Raw genomic sequence first — 13565 nt, 5'->3', positions numbered from 1 at the left:
CCGCGGGGGCGGGGAGGAGGGAGGGGCGCAGGTGACCGACGAACGCGCCGCCTCACCCGTCCCCACGCCCCCCGACCGGCAGCCCGCCGGGGCGCACGCCGCGGCCCGCCGGACCGGGCGGGGCAGCCCGGGGACCTCCGGCCGCCAGGACCCACGGACCAGTACAAGGACACCGATGTCTCACCTCCGTGCACCGGCCGCGCGCGCAGACCGCCGTGAAGGCGGGCGGCACGGGCGGCAGGTCGCCCGCCCCGCACCCTCGCTGCCGGAGACGCACATACGGCCGCAGTTGTTGCGCCTGGCCGTGCTCCCGCCGATCGCGGTGGCCCTCAGCGGCTGTGCGGCGGTGCTGTTCACCGTCCGCACCACGGGGACACGGCCCGGACTCGTCCTGTGGGGTGTCCTCGGCGGCGCGCTCTCGGTGACGCTCGCGGGCATCCTGATCGCCGCGGTGGCGGCCGACCGTGCCGCCGCCACGGTGAGCGACCGGGTCGGCGCACTGCGCCGGAGCAGCGCGCGCCGCGAAGCCGAACTGCGGGCGCTGGTCGAGGGGTTGCGGCGCGGGGAGGCCCCGCCGGGACGTGCTCCGCGCAGCGGTCCGGCCGAGGGCGCCGACGACTTCGAGCTGCTCGCGGCCGATCTGACGCGGGCGCACGACGGGGCCGTCACGGCCGTCGTCCAGGCAGCCCAGCTCTCCAGCCAGGCCGGCAGCGAACAGAAGCTGGAGGTGTTCGTCAACCTCGCCCGGCGGCTTCAGTCGCTGGTGCACCGGGAGATCTCGATTCTCGACGAGCTGGAGAACGAGATCGAGGATCCCGACCTGCTCAAGGGGCTCTTCCACGTCGACCACCTCGCCACCCGGATCCGGAGGCACGCCGAGAACCTCGCGGTGCTCGGCGGTGCGGTCTCGCGGCGGCAGTGGAGCAACCCCGTCTCGATGACCGAGGTGCTGCGTTCGGCCATCGCCGAGGTCGAGCAGTACTCGCGGGTCAAGCTGGTGCCGCCGATCGACGGCACGCTGCGGGGGCATGCCGTCGCCGACGTCATCCATCTGCTGGCCGAACTCGTGGAGAACGCGACGGTGTTCTCGGCGCCGCACACCCAAGTGCTGTTGCGGGCCAACCTGGTGACCTCGGGGCTCGCGATCGAGGTCGAGGACCGCGGACTCGGTATGCCGGTCGCCGAACAGCAGCGGATGAACGCGCTGTTGACGGACCCCGATCAGGTGAATGTGGCCAGCCTGTTGGCGGACGGCCGGATCGGCTTGTTCGTGGTGTCCCAGCTCGCCAAGCGGCACGGGATCCATGTGCGGCTCCAGAGCAACATCTACGGCGGGGTGCAGGCCGTTCTCGTCGTCCCGCAGGCGCTGTTGGGCTCGGCGCCGGGGGTGGTGGGTGCGCAGCCGCCCGAGGGCGCGGTGTCCGGCGTCGGGGCGCCGCGGAGTCCCGGCCCACTGCGGCCCGGCACGCAGGCACGACACCGGGGAGCGCCGGCGGAGCCGCGTCCCGGGGACGATCCGAACCGGCGGCAGTCCCAGGGCACCGCGGGAGCGAACCTCAACGGCCACGCGACCCCCACGGGGAAGGGCGGGGCGATGGGGACGCGGGGCCCGGACGGCGGACGGACGGCGCCTGCCGAGGGGGAGGGCGACGGTGGCGGGCGTGGGCGGGGTGGAGCTGCGTCGCCGCGTGGCAGTGGGCGCGGGTCGGACGGGGACGGGCGCGGGCCTGGGGCTGGTGAGCGGGCGTCGTCGGACCCGGGGCGTGGGGCTTCGGGGGTGGCCGGCGGGGGCGAGGTCCCGACCGGAGAGGCCGGTCGAGCGCAGGCCGGGGGCGAGTTCGTGCCGGGCGTCGGTGGGCCTGAGCCGGGAGCCGGTGGGCTTGAGCCGGGCGTCGGTGGGCCTGAGCCGGGTGCCGGTGGGCTTGAGCCAGGTGCCGGCGGGCGGGGAAGTGACGGTGCCGGGTCGATCGCGAACGGTGCGTCCCCTTCCGGAGGGAGCCGGACTTCGACGGAAGGCGATGCGCGTGTGTCCCACGGCCGTGGGCCGGGTTTCGGCGGCAGCGATCCCCTGTCGAGCGGTGGACCCTCGCTGACCGGCGCTGCGGGAGTGTCGGCCCGGGGGACTGGGCCGTCGGCTGGTGGGGACGGTGCGAGTGCCAGTGGGATCGGGCCGTTGGCCGTCGGGTACAGAGCGGGGTCCCACGGGAACGGGTCGCCCGCCGACGGGAATGGGGTCCGGGCCCACGGGAACGAATCGTTCGTCGATGGGAATGGGGTCGGGGCCCGCGAGCACGGATCCTCCGCCGACGGGAACGGGGTCGGCGCCCACGGGAACGGGCGAGCTGTCGGTGAGGGAAAGGGCGGCCGGCCCGCGCCGTTGCCTGTGCGCGGAGCGCGTGCCGGGCGGCCCAATCCTGCCGAGGCCGTCCCCGGGATCAGGCCCGCCGATCGACGGCTGGTCGAGGAGCACGTGGTCGCGCCTCCCACCCCGCGTGCCGGGACCGTGCGGGGCACCATGGGCAAGCCGCAACTGCCCCGGCGCCGCGCCCAGGAGCACATCGTGCCCCAACTGCGCGGCGGGCCCGCGCCCAGGCAGGACGCCGAGTCCGTGGCAGGCCACGACCCGGGACTGATGGCCGCCTTCCAACGCGGGATCAGTCTCGCCGAGGCCCAGCAGCACCTGGAGTCGGACCCCGGCGAACCGGGACCGTCCGTGCCCGTCGCTCCGCCCCACATGGCGCCCGACCACATGGGCCCCGCACACACGGCCGCCGCCCTGATGGACCCCTTCTCGAACATGCCTCCCGCATCAGTGGAGTCAACCCGGTTGCCGTCCCCCGACCCCTCCGCCGCGTTCGGATTCGACGTCGTGACCCCCATACACGGCACCCCCGTAGACGGCACCCCCATAGACGTGACCCCCATGGAGCGGCCCCACATATCCGACCCGCACGGTCTCGGTCCTGACCACACCACCCCCCGGCACGACGGGAGCGCACCCGCCGGATGACCAACCCCGCTTTCACCTCACCCCCCAGCGCTCCCGCAGACCTTCGTACCTCAAGGAGTCGATCCACCATGGCGAGCGAAGCGCCGACCGGCCATGTATCCGACCTCGACTGGCTGATGAGCGGCCTCGTGCAGCGCGTGCCGCACACCATGAGCGCGGTCCTGCTGTCCTGCGACGGGCTCGTGAAGTCGGTCCACGGCCTCGATGTCGACAGCGCCGACCACATGGCCGCCCTGGCCTCCGGCCTCTACTCCCTCGGCCGCAGCGCGGGCGCCCGCTTCGGCGACGGCGGCGAGGTCCGGCAGGTCGTCGTCGAACTCGACTCGACGCTGCTGTTCGTGACCACTGCGGGCTCCGGCACCTGTCTCGCCGTCCTGGCGGGACGCGAGGCCGACGCCGCCGTGCTCGGCTACGAGATGGCGATGCTCGTCAAGAGCGTCCGCCCCTACCTGGTCACCGCGCCCCGGCAGCACGCCGTCGAATCCCCGGCGATGAGGCCTTGAGCGTGGCGGCGGCCGGCGACGGGCCCTGGCTCGACGACGCGGCCGGGCGGCTGGTGCGGCCCTTCACGGTCAGCAATGGCCGCACCCGGCCGTCCATCGCGTTCGACCTGCTGTCGCACGTGCGGGCCACCGGGGTCACCCCCATCGGCTACCTCGGCCCCGAGCACGCGCAGGCGCTCGACCTGTGCCGCGCGACCGTCTCGGTCGCCGAGGTCGCGGCCCATCTGAAGCTGCCGGCGGTGGTCACCAAGGTGCTGCTGTCCGACCTCGTCGACTGCGGGGCGCTGACCACCAAGCCCCCCGAGTTCACCCACAACCCGACTGACCGGGCTCTTCTGGAGGCAGTGCTCGATGGACTACGACGACAGCTCTGATCCCTTCCCCACCGCACTGAAGATCCTGGTGGCGGGAGGGTTCGGGGTCGGCAAGACGACCTTCGTGGGCGCGGTCAGCGAGATCGCCCCGCTCAGCACGGAGGAACTGCTCACCACGGTCAGCGCCGCGACCGACTCTCTCGACGGCATCGAGAACAAGGTCGAGACGACGGTCGCCATGGACTTCGGACGCATCACGCTCGACCCGGAACATGTGCTCTATCTGTTCGGCACGCCCGGGCAGGAGCGGTTCTGGTTCATGTGGGACGAGCTCTCCGAGGGCGCGCTCGGCGCGGTGATCCTCGCGGACACCCGCCGGCTGGAGGACTGCTTCGCGGCGGTCGACTTCTTCGAACAGCGCGGACTCGGGTTCATCGTCGCGATCAACGAGTTCGACGGCGGCTACCGCTACGACCCCGAGGAGGTGCGCGCCGCCATCGACCTCCCGCCGGAGATCCCGATCGTGCGCTGCGACGCCCGGATCTCCAGTTCCGGTGTGCAGACCCTGCTCACCCTCGTACGGCATCTCATCGCCCACAGCCCGGCGCCCGCGCCGAGCCATGGTGCCCACATGTGAGCACCCCGCGCCACGCCTACGGCGCCCACATGTGACACCCGCACACACCGCCACGGAGCCGCATATGACCGACGTCCACAGCGACGGAAGCCGCCCATGAGCTACGACCCACCACGCCCGGCCGGTCGGCTGCTGCTCACCCCGGAGGACAAGGAGGCCCCGGACCGGGCGCGACGGCTGCGCCTGCTGGGGCTCGGGGAGCAGCCGGAGCCCGCCCTCGACGCCTTCGCCGAGCGGCTCGCCGAGCGCACGGGGACGCCGTACGCGATGGTCAACTTCATCGGCGAGCAACGGCAGTTCTACGCCGGGCTCAGGATTCCGGCCGCCCGCCCTCCGGCCCCCGCTGACGGCGCCGAGGCCAAGCCGGAAGTGGGCCGTTATATGGAGCGCGACCATGGGTTCTGCCCCCATGTGGTCGTCCGGCGCAAGGCGTTGGCCCTGGAGGACGTCCGTGACTACCCACGCTTCGCCGGCAACCCGGTGGTCGACGAGTTCGGCATCCGGTCCTATCTGGGCGCACCGCTCATCGACTCCACCGGGATGGTCCTCGGCACGGTGTGCGTCGCGGACGTGGAGCCGCGTACCTGGGGCAAGCCCGGCCTGGAGACCATCAAGTCGTCGGCGTCGGAACTCATGGCACGGCTGGAGCCGGGGGTGCCCCAGGGGCTCCCGCTGTGAACGGCAGCCGCCTGTGTCCCGCAACGCCGGTGAACGTCACACGCCTCCGCGCCAGATGTTGTCGAAGGCCGCCTTCTCGATCGCCCGCCGCTGCCGTACGGCCTCCAGCTCCATCACCGCGTCCCCGACGGCGGCCAGCACGGTCGTGACCGTCTCCCCGACGAGGTCCTCCTCGAACTCCGCGCCCTTGTCCTCGATCCCGGCGGCGGAAGCCAGGGCGGCGAAGACCGGTTCGCCCGAGGCCCGGCGCTCCTGTGCGGCGCTGCGGGCCGGGGAGTCGACCGGCACCGTGCGGGCGGAGAGCAGCGGAAAGCGGCGGCCGCGCGGGCGGGTGGTCAGTCCGGTCTTCTCCAGGTCGTCGACGTAGGCCGTGGCGAGTTCGCGGCCCCGTCGCCACAGCCAGTCCTCCACCGTCTCGTAGGGCTCTTGCCGGACGAGCGCGGCGGTCGCCTCGTCGAGCAGCCGGTCTCCCGTCGCCGTCTCCGGTGCCGGCACGATCCGGTCGTCCTCCACGGTGATCGCCCCGGCCGCCACGAGGTCCAGCACCTCGGCCGCCGCGAGCGCGAGCGACAGGTCGCCCTGCTCCACGGACCGGCCGGGCGGCACGTCCAGGGCGACGATCGCGAGGTCCCGTGCGGTGGTCATGAGCGGCTCCACGTCTGTCGGCCGAGTGCGGGGCGAGGGTGCCAGGACCGCGGGGGTCCTTCCGCCCTCGGTCGATTCTCTCCGTGATCGGCCCGCGATGACCATGGGATGCGGGAATCCGCCTCGAAGGAGGAGGGGGCACGGCGGTCGAGGCGAGCACCGTGACGGCGGCCGGGACGAGTGCAGTCCGGCGTTGTCATGGCCAACGCGACCTGGGGCGCCCGTGGGTGCGACTGTTCGACCGCGACCGGCGCCGGGACCCCCGCCCCCGCTCCGTCCGGTGCCGCGAAGCCTCGGACATCCGTGGGGCGCGCAGCGCACGTGCAGGCACCCCGGGTCGCCGGGCGCCCGGACCCGGTCGTGTGCCGAGCGCCGACCGAGGTTCTCAAGACGCCGTCGGCCACCTCGGCCTCGACACCCCGGCCGCCCGGCTGCCGCAGGCGTGAAGCCGAGCTGTGGTGCCGCTTAAGAAATCCTCGATGGACCAGGACGGCGCCGTACGGCAGATTGCTGGGCGTTCCCACCCCTCGTACCCACAGGAGCCGTAGCGTGAAGGCGCTGGTCAAGGAGAGGGCCGAGCCCGGGCTCTGGCTCGCGGACGTCCCGGAGCCCGCCGTCGGACCCGGCGATGTGCTGATCAAGGTGCTGCGCACCGGTATCTGCGGCACCGATCTGCACATCCGGAACTGGGACGGCTGGGCGCAGCAGGCGATCCGCACCCCGCTCGTCCTCGGGCACGAGTTCGTCGGCGAGGTCGTCGAGACCGGGCGCGACGTCCAGGAGATCCAGGTCGGGGACCGGGTGAGCGGCGAGGGGCACCTCGTCTGCGGGAAGTGCCGCAACTGCCTCGCCGGGCGGCGCCACCTGTGCCGGGCCACGGTCGGCCTCGGCGTCGGCCGGGACGGGGCCTTCGCGGAGTACGTCGCCCTGCCCGCGGCCAATGTGTGGGTGCACCGGGTTCCCGTGGAACTCGACGTGGCCGCGATCTTCGACCCGTTCGGCAACGCCGTGCACACCGCGTTGTCCTTCCCGCTGGTCGGCGAGGACGTGCTGATCACCGGGGCGGGGCCGATCGGCCTGATGGCGGCGGCGGTCGCCCGGCACGCGGGGGCCCGCAACGTCGTGATCACCGACGTCAGCGAGGAGCGCCTGGAGCTGGCCCGTAAGATCGGGGTGAGCCTGGCGCTCAATGTGTCGGAGGCTCAGATCGTGGACGGGCAGCGGGAGTTGGGGCTGCGTGAGGGCTTCGACATCGGCCTGGAGATGTCCGGCCGCCCGGAGGCGCTGCGCGACATGATCGCCAACATGACCCACGGCGGCCGGATCGCGATGCTGGGGCTGCCGGCCGCGGAGTTCCCCGTCGACTGGGCCCGGATCGTCACCTCGATGATCACCATCAAGGGCATCTACGGCCGTGAGATGTTCGAGACCTGGTACGCGATGTCGGTCCTCCTGGAGGGCGGCCTCGACCTCGCCCCCGTGATCACCGGCCGGTACGGCCACCGCGACTTCGAGGCGGCGTTCGCCGACGCGGCGAGCGGCCGCGGCGGCAAGGTCATCCTCGACTGGACCAACTGACCTAGGGACTGACGATGTTCGACTCCGTGCGCGACGACCTGCGCGCCACCCTCGACGAGATCCGCGCCGCCGGCCTGCACAAGCCCGAGCGGGTGATCGACACCCCGCAGTCGGCGACCGTGAACGTCTCCGCGGGCGGCCGCCCCGGCGAGGTCCTCAACTTCTGCGCCAACAACTACCTCGGCCTCGCCGATCATCCCGAGGTGGTCGCCGCCGCGCACGCCGCCCTGGACCGCTGGGGCTACGGCATGGCCTCGGTCCGCTTCATCTGCGGCACCCAGGAGGTCCACAAGGAGCTGGAGGCCCGCCTGTCCGCCTTCCTCGGGCAGGAGGACACGATCCTGTACTCCTCCTGCTTCGACGCCAACGGCGGTGTCTTCGAAACCCTGTTGGGCCCCGAGGACGCGGTGATCTCGGACGCCCTGAACCACGCTTCCATCATCGACGGCATCCGCCTGTCCAAGGCCCGCCGCTTCCGCTACGCCAACCGTGATCTGGCCGACCTGGAACGGCAGTTGAAGGACGCGTCGGACGCGCGTCGGCGTCTGGTCGTCACCGACGGCGTCTTCTCCATGGACGGTTACGTGGCGCCCCTGCGCGAGATCTGCGACCTCGCCGAGCGCTACGACGCCATGGTCATGGTCGACGACTCGCACGCCGTCGGCTTCGTCGGCCCGGGCGGGCGCGGCACCCCCGAGCTGCACGGCGTGATGGACCGCGTCGACATCATCACCGGCACCCTCGGCAAGGCCCTCGGCGGTGCGTCGGGCGGGTACGTCGCCGCCCGCGCCGAGATCGTCGCCCTGCTGCGTCAGCGCTCCCGGCCGTACCTCTTCTCCAACACGCTGGCCCCGGTGATCGCCGCGGCCTCCCTGAAGGTCCTGGACCTGCTGGAGTCGGCCGACGACTTGCGGGTGCGGCTGCGCGAGAACACGGCCCTGTTCCGCCGCCGCATGACGGAGGAGGGCTTCGAGATCCTCCCCGGCGACCACGCCATCGCGCCCGTGATGATCGGCGACGCCTCCCGGGCGGGCCGGCTGGCGGAGCTGCTGCTGGAGCGCGGGGTGTACGTGATCGGGTTCTCCTACCCGGTGGTGCCGCAGGGTCAGGCGCGGATCCGCGTCCAGCTGTCGGCCGGGCACTCCACCGAGGACGTGAACCGCGCGGTGGAGGCCTTCGTCGCGGCCCGCGCGGAGCTCGACGGCTGAGCCGGGCCGGGTGCCGAGCGGGAGCACACGGGTGCATTTGAGACAATCGGTTGCATGATCGAAGCGCGGCGGCTCCACATCCTGCGTGCGGTGGCCGACCACCGTACGGTGACGGCGGCTGCCGCCGCGCTGTATCTCACGCCCTCCGCGGTCTCCCAGCAGCTGACCGCGCTGGAGCAGGAGACCGGCCACCGGCTCGTCGAGCGGGGCGCAAAAGGCGTACGGCTGACCGCCGCCGGCGAGATCCTGCTCAGCCACACCAACGCGGTCCTCGCCCAGCTGGAGCGGGCGGAGGCCGAACTCGCCGCGTACGGCGCGGGGGAGGCCGGCACGGTCACCGTCGCGTCCTTCGCGACCGGCATCGCCCTGGTCGTGGCGCCCGCGGTGACCCGGCTCGCGAGGACCGCCCCCGGTATCCGCCTGCGGGTCCAGGACGCCGAGGGCGACGCCAGCCTGCCGATGGTGCTGGACCGGCAGGTCGACGTGGCGGTCGCGGTGGAGTACCGCGGGGCGCCGCCGGCCGACGACCCCCGCCTGGCCCACGTGCCCCTGTACGCCGAGCCCTTCGACGCGGTCGTCCCGGCCGGCCACCGGCTCGCCGACGCGGGCGAGGTGCCGCTGGCGGAACTGGCCAAGGACCCCTGGATCGGCCCCTACCCGGGCAACCCCTGCCATGATGTGGTGGTCCTGGCCTGCGAGAACGCCGGTTTCCAGCCCTGCCTGGAGCACTCCTCGGACGACTTCCGCGCGGTGGTGGCCCTCGCCTCGGCGGGCGCCGGGGTGGCGCTGGTACCGCGCTCGGCGCTGCGCGGGATGGACCTCGCGGGAGTGGTCGTACGACCGGTGGACGGACCGGCACCGACACGGCGGGTGTTCGCGGCGGTGCGGCGGGGGGCGGAGGACCATCCGCTGATCCGTCCGGTGCTGGAGGCGCTGGGCGAGGCGGCCGGGGCGTAGCCGCCGACTGCGAGCTCGACTGAGAGCTGACGGAAACCTGCGCGTTTCATATCAGGGATACCGTCCCGAATATGAAACGCGAAGTGACCCGGCCCGAAGTGGACTCCGTCGATGTCCGACTCGCCGCCCGGCTCGCCGTTCTGCGGGCCGAACGCGGCTGGTCCCTGGGCGAGTTGGCCGAACGCAGCGGAGTCAGCAAGTCGACTCTCTCGCGTGCCGAGCGGGCCGAGATCAGTCCGACCGCCTCGCTGCTGAACCGGCTGTGCGGGGTGTACGGGCGGACCATGTCGCAGCTGCTCAGCGAGGTCGAGGCCGAGCCCGCTCCGCTGGTGCGCGGCGCCGAGCAGACGGTGTGGGAGGACGCCGCCTCCGGGTTCGTACGGCGTTCCGTGTCCCCGCCGCATCCCGGCCTGCGCGGCGAACTCGTCGAGGGGCGTCTCGCCGCCGGTGCCGACATCTCCTACGACCGTCCGCCCGTGCCCGGTCTCGAACAGCACATCTGGGTCCTGGCGGGCGCGCTCGACATCACGGCACAGGGGGCCGACCACCACCTCGACACCGGGGACTGCCTGCGGCTGCGGGTGTGGGGACCGACCCGGTTCCGCTGCCCGGGCCCCGACGCGGTGCGGTACGCGCTGGTGGTGGTGCTGCCGTGAGCGCGACCCGCCTGGACGAGGCCCAACTGGCGGACCAGGTCGAGGAGTTGGCCGAGCTGCTGGTCGACGTTGTGGACGGCGGCGCCTCTGTCGGATTCCTCGCGCCGCTCGACCGGGCCGCGGCCGTCGGCTGGTGGAAGGAGCGCGCCGCCGAGGTGGCCGCCGGTCGACTGGCCGTGTGGGCGGCCGGTGACGGCCACCGCGTGGTCGGCACGGTCAGCCTGGCCTTCCCCGACAAGCCCAACTCCGGGCACCGCGCAGAGCTGGTCAAGCTGATGGTGCACCGGAGCGCCCGCGGGCGCGGTCTCGGCCGCACGCTCCTCGGGGTCGCGGAAGAGGCCGCAGCCGCGGCCGGCATCACCCTGCTCCACCTCGACACCGAGACCGACAGCCCCGCCGAACGCCTCTACGACTCGGCCGGCTGGACCCGTGCCGGGGTCATCCCCGACTACGCGGCCGATCCCGGCGGGGAGCTGCGACCGACGACGCTGTACTACAAGCGGCTGGGGACGACCGCTTCCCGCGACTGATCGGCGACGGCCTTCGCGGCAGGTGATCGACGGCGGCCGTCCCGACCGGTGACAGCCGATCCCACCAGTGATCGGCGACCGCTCCCACCAGGTGATTGTCAGTGCGGGCCGCTACCGTGCCTGTCATGCCGGACGCCGATGACGTACGCCGTATCGCCCTGTCCCTGCCGGACACCACGGAGAAGATCGCCTGGAGCATGCCCACGTTCCGGGTCGCGGGCAAGATGTTCGCCACCCTGCCCGAGGACGAGACCTCCCTCGCCGTGCGCTGCCCCAAGGAGGAGCGCGACGAGCTGGTGCTGGCGGAACCGGGGAAGTTCTGGATCGCCGACCACGAGGCGCAGTTCGCGTGGGTGCGGGCCTACCTGTCCGCGATCGAGGACGAGGCGGAGCTGCGGGACATCCTCGCCGACTCCTGGCGTCAGGCGGCCCCCTCGCGGCTGCTCGACGCGTATCCGGCGCTCGGGCTGCCGGAGGAGCCCAGAGGGTGAGACCCCGCGCCCGGCCGAGCCCGAGGGGGGCGGGAAACGGGTGCGCGACCATCGACCCGAGTGCGGTATGGTTTCTTTGCGCGTTCGGCCAGGGGAAACCCCAGGTCAGACGGGCACCGGGACGTGGCGCAGCTTGGTAGCGCACTTGACTGGGGGTCAAGGGGTCGCAGGTTCAAATCCTGTCGTCCCGACCAGCTTCACGCAGGTCGGAGGCCGTTTTCCCATCGATGGGAGAACGGCCTTTTCCGTGCCCCTTTTCATGACCCTTTCCGTGGCCTTTTTCGTGGGCCCCTTTGATGTCTCAGTCCCGTCGGGAGCCGTCCGTGTAGAGCGGGAACGTCGCGGCGAGCTTCTCGACCCGTGTGCGCAGCTCGTCCGCGGGGCGTTCGCCCTTCAGGGACTCCGCGATGATGTCGGCGACCTCACGGAACTCCGTCTCGCCGAAGCCGCGGGTGGCCAGGGCGGGGGTGCCGATCCGCAGCCCCGAGGAGACCATCGGCGGGCGTGGGTCGAACGGCACGGCGTTGCGGTTGACCGTGATGCCGATGCGGTGCAGCCGGTCCTCGGCCTGCTTGCCGTCGAGCTCGGAGTTCCTCAAGTCGACCAGGATCAGGTGCACTTCGGTGCCGCCGGTCAGGACGGTGATGCCGGCCTCGGCGACGTCGTCGGCGAGCAGCCGGCCGGCGAGGATCTTCGCGCCCCGCAGGGTGCGCCGCTGGCGCTCCCGGAACTCCTCCGAGGCGGCCACCTTGAAGGCCACCGCCTTCGCCGCGACGACATGCTCCAGGGGGCCGCCCTGCTGCCCCGGGAAGACCGCCGAGTTGATCTTCTTGGCCAGGTCGGCACGGCTCAGGATCACACCGCCGCGCGGGCCGCCGAGGGTCTTGTGGGTGGTGGTCGTGACGACGTCGGCGTACGGCACCGGGTTCGGATGCAGCCCCGCGGCCACCAGGCCGGCGAAGTGCGCCATGTCCACCATCAGATACGCGCCCACCGCGTCGGCGATCCGGCGGAACTCCGCGAAGTCCAGCTGCCGGGGGTAGGCCGACCAGCCCGCGACGATCATCTTGGGCCGGTGTTCGAGGGCGAGCCGTTCGACCTCCTCCATGTCGATGCGGAGGTCGGACTCGCGCACGTGGTACGGCACGACGTCGTACAGCTTGCCCGAGTAGTTGAGGCGCATGCCGTGGGTCAGATGCCCGCCGTGCGCCAGGTCGAGCCCGAGGATGGTGTCGCCGGGCTGCAACAGGGCGAACATCGCGGCCGCGTTGGCCTGGGCGCCCGAGTGCGGCTGGACGTTGGCGGCCTCGGCGCCGAAGAGCTCCCTGACGCGGGCGATGGCCAACCGCTCGATGACATCGACGTGTTCGCAGCCGCCGTAGTAGCGGCGGCCCGGGTAGCCCTCGGCGTACTTGTTGGTCAGGACCGAGCCCTGGGCCTCCATGACCGCGGCCGGGGCGAAGTTCTCCGAGGCGATCATCTCGAGGGTGGACTGCTGGCGGTGCAGCTCGGCGCCGACCGCGGCGGCGACCTCCGGGTCGAGTTCGGCGAGCGGGAGGGAGAGGGAGGCGGTGGGCGTGGTGAGCGACGTACTCGTTGCCATCTGTGCACCATCCTGAGAGCCAACTCATGGGCAACTGATATATCAACCTGTGCGGTAAAGTATGGGAGCTTGCGGGGACTGGTCAAGGGGGCATCCATGCAGCAGGTCGCGGCCGAGGTCGAGGAGCTGTCGCTCGCCGAGCGGGCGTACCGTGCCATCCGCGACCGGCTCGTCATGCTGGAGATCCGCCCCGGGGCGCCGATCAACGAGGAGCAGCTGGGCCAGTCGCTCGGCGTCGGCCGCACACCGGTGCGCGAGGCGCTCAAGCGGCTCCAGTACGAGCGCCTGATCACGACCTACCCCCGGCGCGGCACCTTCGCCACCGAGGTCAACATCACCGACCTGGCGCACATCTCCGAGGTGCGCCTGGAGCTGGAGCCCCTGGCCGCCGCCCAGGCGGCGCGGCGCGCCACGGCCGCCGACCGGGCGAACCTGACGGCACTCCGCGCGGAGCTGGACGACGGAGGCCTCGGCCGGGACCCCGCCGAGCTGATGCGGCTGGACCTCCGGGTGCACCGGGCCGTCTACACCGCCACGCACAACCCGTACCTGGAGGACACCCTCGTCCGCCACGACAACCTGGCCACCCGCATCTGGTGCCTGTTCGTGGACCGGCTGTCCGGCATGGCGGGACATGTCGAGGAGCACGGCCCGCTGATCGCGGCGATCGTGGCCGGGGACGCCGACCGCGCGGCACGGCTCGCCCGCAGCCATGTGGAGGGCTTCGAGCGCGCCGTGCGCGAGGCCATCTGAAT

General features: G+C 72.4%; 14 protein-coding genes and 1 tRNA gene. 13 read left to right on the top strand and 2 right to left on the bottom strand.

The window, feature by feature from the left end:
• Nucleotides 1–175: 175 nt before the first annotated feature.
• From H295_RS0110945 to H295_RS0110925, 5 genes are all read left to right on the top strand, one after another.
• Complete coding sequence (locus H295_RS0110945) at nt 176–3010, top strand: ATP-binding protein (RefSeq protein WP_020135403.1); 2835 nt, start codon at nt 176–178, stop codon at nt 3008–3010.
• A 68-nt stretch (nt 3011–3078) separates the two neighbouring features.
• Nucleotides 3079–3513, top strand: coding sequence for a roadblock/LC7 domain-containing protein (locus H295_RS0110940; RefSeq protein WP_020135402.1), 435 nt, complete (start codon nt 3079–3081; stop codon nt 3511–3513).
• A 2-nt stretch (nt 3514–3515) separates the two neighbouring features.
• Nucleotides 3516–3887, top strand: a complete 372-nt coding sequence (locus H295_RS0110935) for a DUF742 domain-containing protein (protein WP_020135401.1) — start codon at nt 3516–3518, stop codon at nt 3885–3887.
• Complete coding sequence (locus H295_RS0110930) at nt 3865–4464, top strand: GTP-binding protein (RefSeq protein WP_007386183.1); 600 nt, start codon at nt 3865–3867, stop codon at nt 4462–4464. Before H295_RS0110935 ends, H295_RS0110930 begins: the two co-directional genes overlap by 23 nt.
• Nucleotides 4465–4560: 96 nt before the next feature.
• Complete coding sequence (locus tag H295_RS0110925) at nt 4561–5142, top strand: GAF domain-containing protein (RefSeq protein ID WP_020135400.1); 582 nt, start codon at nt 4561–4563, stop codon at nt 5140–5142.
• Between the two features lie 36 nt (nt 5143–5178).
• Here the strand turns inward: H295_RS0110925 and H295_RS0110920 are convergent, their stop codons facing one another.
• Nucleotides 5179–5787 carry a GOLPH3/VPS74 family protein gene (locus H295_RS0110920; RefSeq protein ID WP_020135399.1) on the bottom strand — a complete coding sequence of 203 codons (609 nt, stop codon included), beginning with the start codon at nt 5785–5787 and terminating at the stop codon, nt 5179–5181.
• 549 nt (nt 5788–6336) lie between these two features.
• Between H295_RS0110920 and tdh the strand changes: the two genes are divergently transcribed.
• The 7 genes from tdh to H295_RS0110885 all read left to right on the top strand — a co-directional run bounded on the left by tdh (nt 6337) and on the right by H295_RS0110885 (nt 11401).
• Nucleotides 6337–7365: an L-threonine 3-dehydrogenase gene (gene tdh / locus H295_RS0110915; RefSeq protein ID WP_020135398.1), complete on the top strand. Its 1029-nt coding sequence runs from the start codon at nt 6337–6339 to the stop codon at nt 7363–7365.
• A gap of 14 nt (nt 7366–7379) precedes the next feature.
• Nucleotides 7380–8573, top strand: coding sequence for a glycine C-acetyltransferase (locus tag H295_RS0110910; RefSeq protein WP_020135397.1), 1194 nt, complete (start codon nt 7380–7382; stop codon nt 8571–8573).
• A 54-nt stretch (nt 8574–8627) separates the two neighbouring features.
• Nucleotides 8628–9530, top strand: a complete 903-nt coding sequence (locus tag H295_RS0110905) for a LysR family transcriptional regulator (protein ID WP_020135396.1) — start codon at nt 8628–8630, stop codon at nt 9528–9530.
• Nucleotides 9531–9601: 71 nt separating this feature from the next.
• A complete protein-coding gene (locus tag H295_RS0110900; protein WP_028809247.1) occupies nt 9602–10186 on the top strand; it encodes a helix-turn-helix domain-containing protein in 585 nt (194 codons plus the stop codon).
• Complete coding sequence (locus H295_RS0110895) at nt 10183–10716, top strand: GNAT family N-acetyltransferase (protein ID WP_020135394.1); 534 nt, start codon at nt 10183–10185, stop codon at nt 10714–10716. The genes H295_RS0110900 and H295_RS0110895 overlap by 4 nt, the downstream gene beginning before the upstream one ends.
• Before the next feature lie 125 nt (nt 10717–10841).
• Nucleotides 10842–11207, top strand: a complete 366-nt coding sequence (locus tag H295_RS0110890; protein ID WP_020135393.1) for an MmcQ/YjbR family DNA-binding protein — start codon at nt 10842–10844, stop codon at nt 11205–11207.
• Between the two features lie 117 nt (nt 11208–11324).
• Nucleotides 11325–11401, top strand: a tRNA-Pro gene (locus H295_RS0110885).
• Nucleotides 11402–11508: 107 nt separating this feature from the next.
• On the opposite strand, the gene glyA is transcribed toward H295_RS0110885, so the two are convergent.
• Nucleotides 11509–12810, bottom strand: coding sequence for a serine hydroxymethyltransferase (glyA, locus tag H295_RS0110880; protein WP_020135392.1), 1302 nt, complete (start codon nt 12808–12810; stop codon nt 11509–11511).
• 96 nt (nt 12811–12906) lie between these two features.
• Here glyA and H295_RS0110875 point away from each other — a divergent pair, with 96 nt between their 5' ends.
• Nucleotides 12907–13563 (top strand): GntR family transcriptional regulator, encoded by a 657-nt coding sequence (locus H295_RS0110875; protein WP_020135391.1) that lies wholly within the window; start codon nt 12907–12909, stop codon nt 13561–13563.
• Nucleotides 13564–13565 lie beyond the last annotated feature (2 nt).

Source organism: Streptomyces sp. 351MFTsu5.1, assembly GCF_000383655.1.
GTDB lineage: Bacteria > Actinomycetota > Actinomycetes > Streptomycetales > Streptomycetaceae > Streptomyces > Streptomyces griseorubiginosus.
The sequence above is the reverse complement of the archived record's forward strand: the minus strand, read 5'-3'. Positions and strand labels throughout refer to the sequence as shown.

What these genes read in the sequence shown, in the direction of transcription:
- H295_RS0110945 (WP_020135403.1), top strand. Translation starts at nt 176, where the DNA reads ATGTCTCACCTCCGTGCACCGGCCGCGCGCGCAGACCGCCGTGAAGGC.
- H295_RS0110940 (WP_020135402.1), top strand. Translation starts at nt 3,079, where the DNA reads ATGGCGAGCGAAGCGCCGACCGGCCATGTATCCGACCTCGACTGGCTG.
- H295_RS0110930 (WP_007386183.1), top strand. Translation starts at nt 3,865, where the DNA reads ATGGACTACGACGACAGCTCTGATCCCTTCCCCACCGCACTGAAGATC.
- H295_RS0110925 (WP_020135400.1), top strand. Translation starts at nt 4,561, where the DNA reads ATGAGCTACGACCCACCACGCCCGGCCGGTCGGCTGCTGCTCACCCCG.
- H295_RS0110920 (WP_020135399.1), bottom strand. Translation starts at nt 5,787, where the DNA reads ATGACCACCGCACGGGACCTCGCGATCGTCGCCCTGGACGTGCCGCCC.
- H295_RS0110910 (WP_020135397.1), top strand. Translation starts at nt 7,380, where the DNA reads ATGTTCGACTCCGTGCGCGACGACCTGCGCGCCACCCTCGACGAGATC.
- H295_RS0110905 (WP_020135396.1), top strand. Translation starts at nt 8,628, where the DNA reads ATGATCGAAGCGCGGCGGCTCCACATCCTGCGTGCGGTGGCCGACCAC.
- H295_RS0110900 (WP_028809247.1), top strand. Translation starts at nt 9,602, where the DNA reads ATGAAACGCGAAGTGACCCGGCCCGAAGTGGACTCCGTCGATGTCCGA.
- H295_RS0110890 (WP_020135393.1), top strand. Translation starts at nt 10,842, where the DNA reads ATGCCGGACGCCGATGACGTACGCCGTATCGCCCTGTCCCTGCCGGAC.
- glyA (WP_020135392.1), bottom strand. Translation starts at nt 12,810, where the DNA reads ATGGCAACGAGTACGTCGCTCACCACGCCCACCGCCTCCCTCTCCCTC.
- H295_RS0110875 (WP_020135391.1), top strand. Translation starts at nt 12,907, where the DNA reads ATGCAGCAGGTCGCGGCCGAGGTCGAGGAGCTGTCGCTCGCCGAGCGG.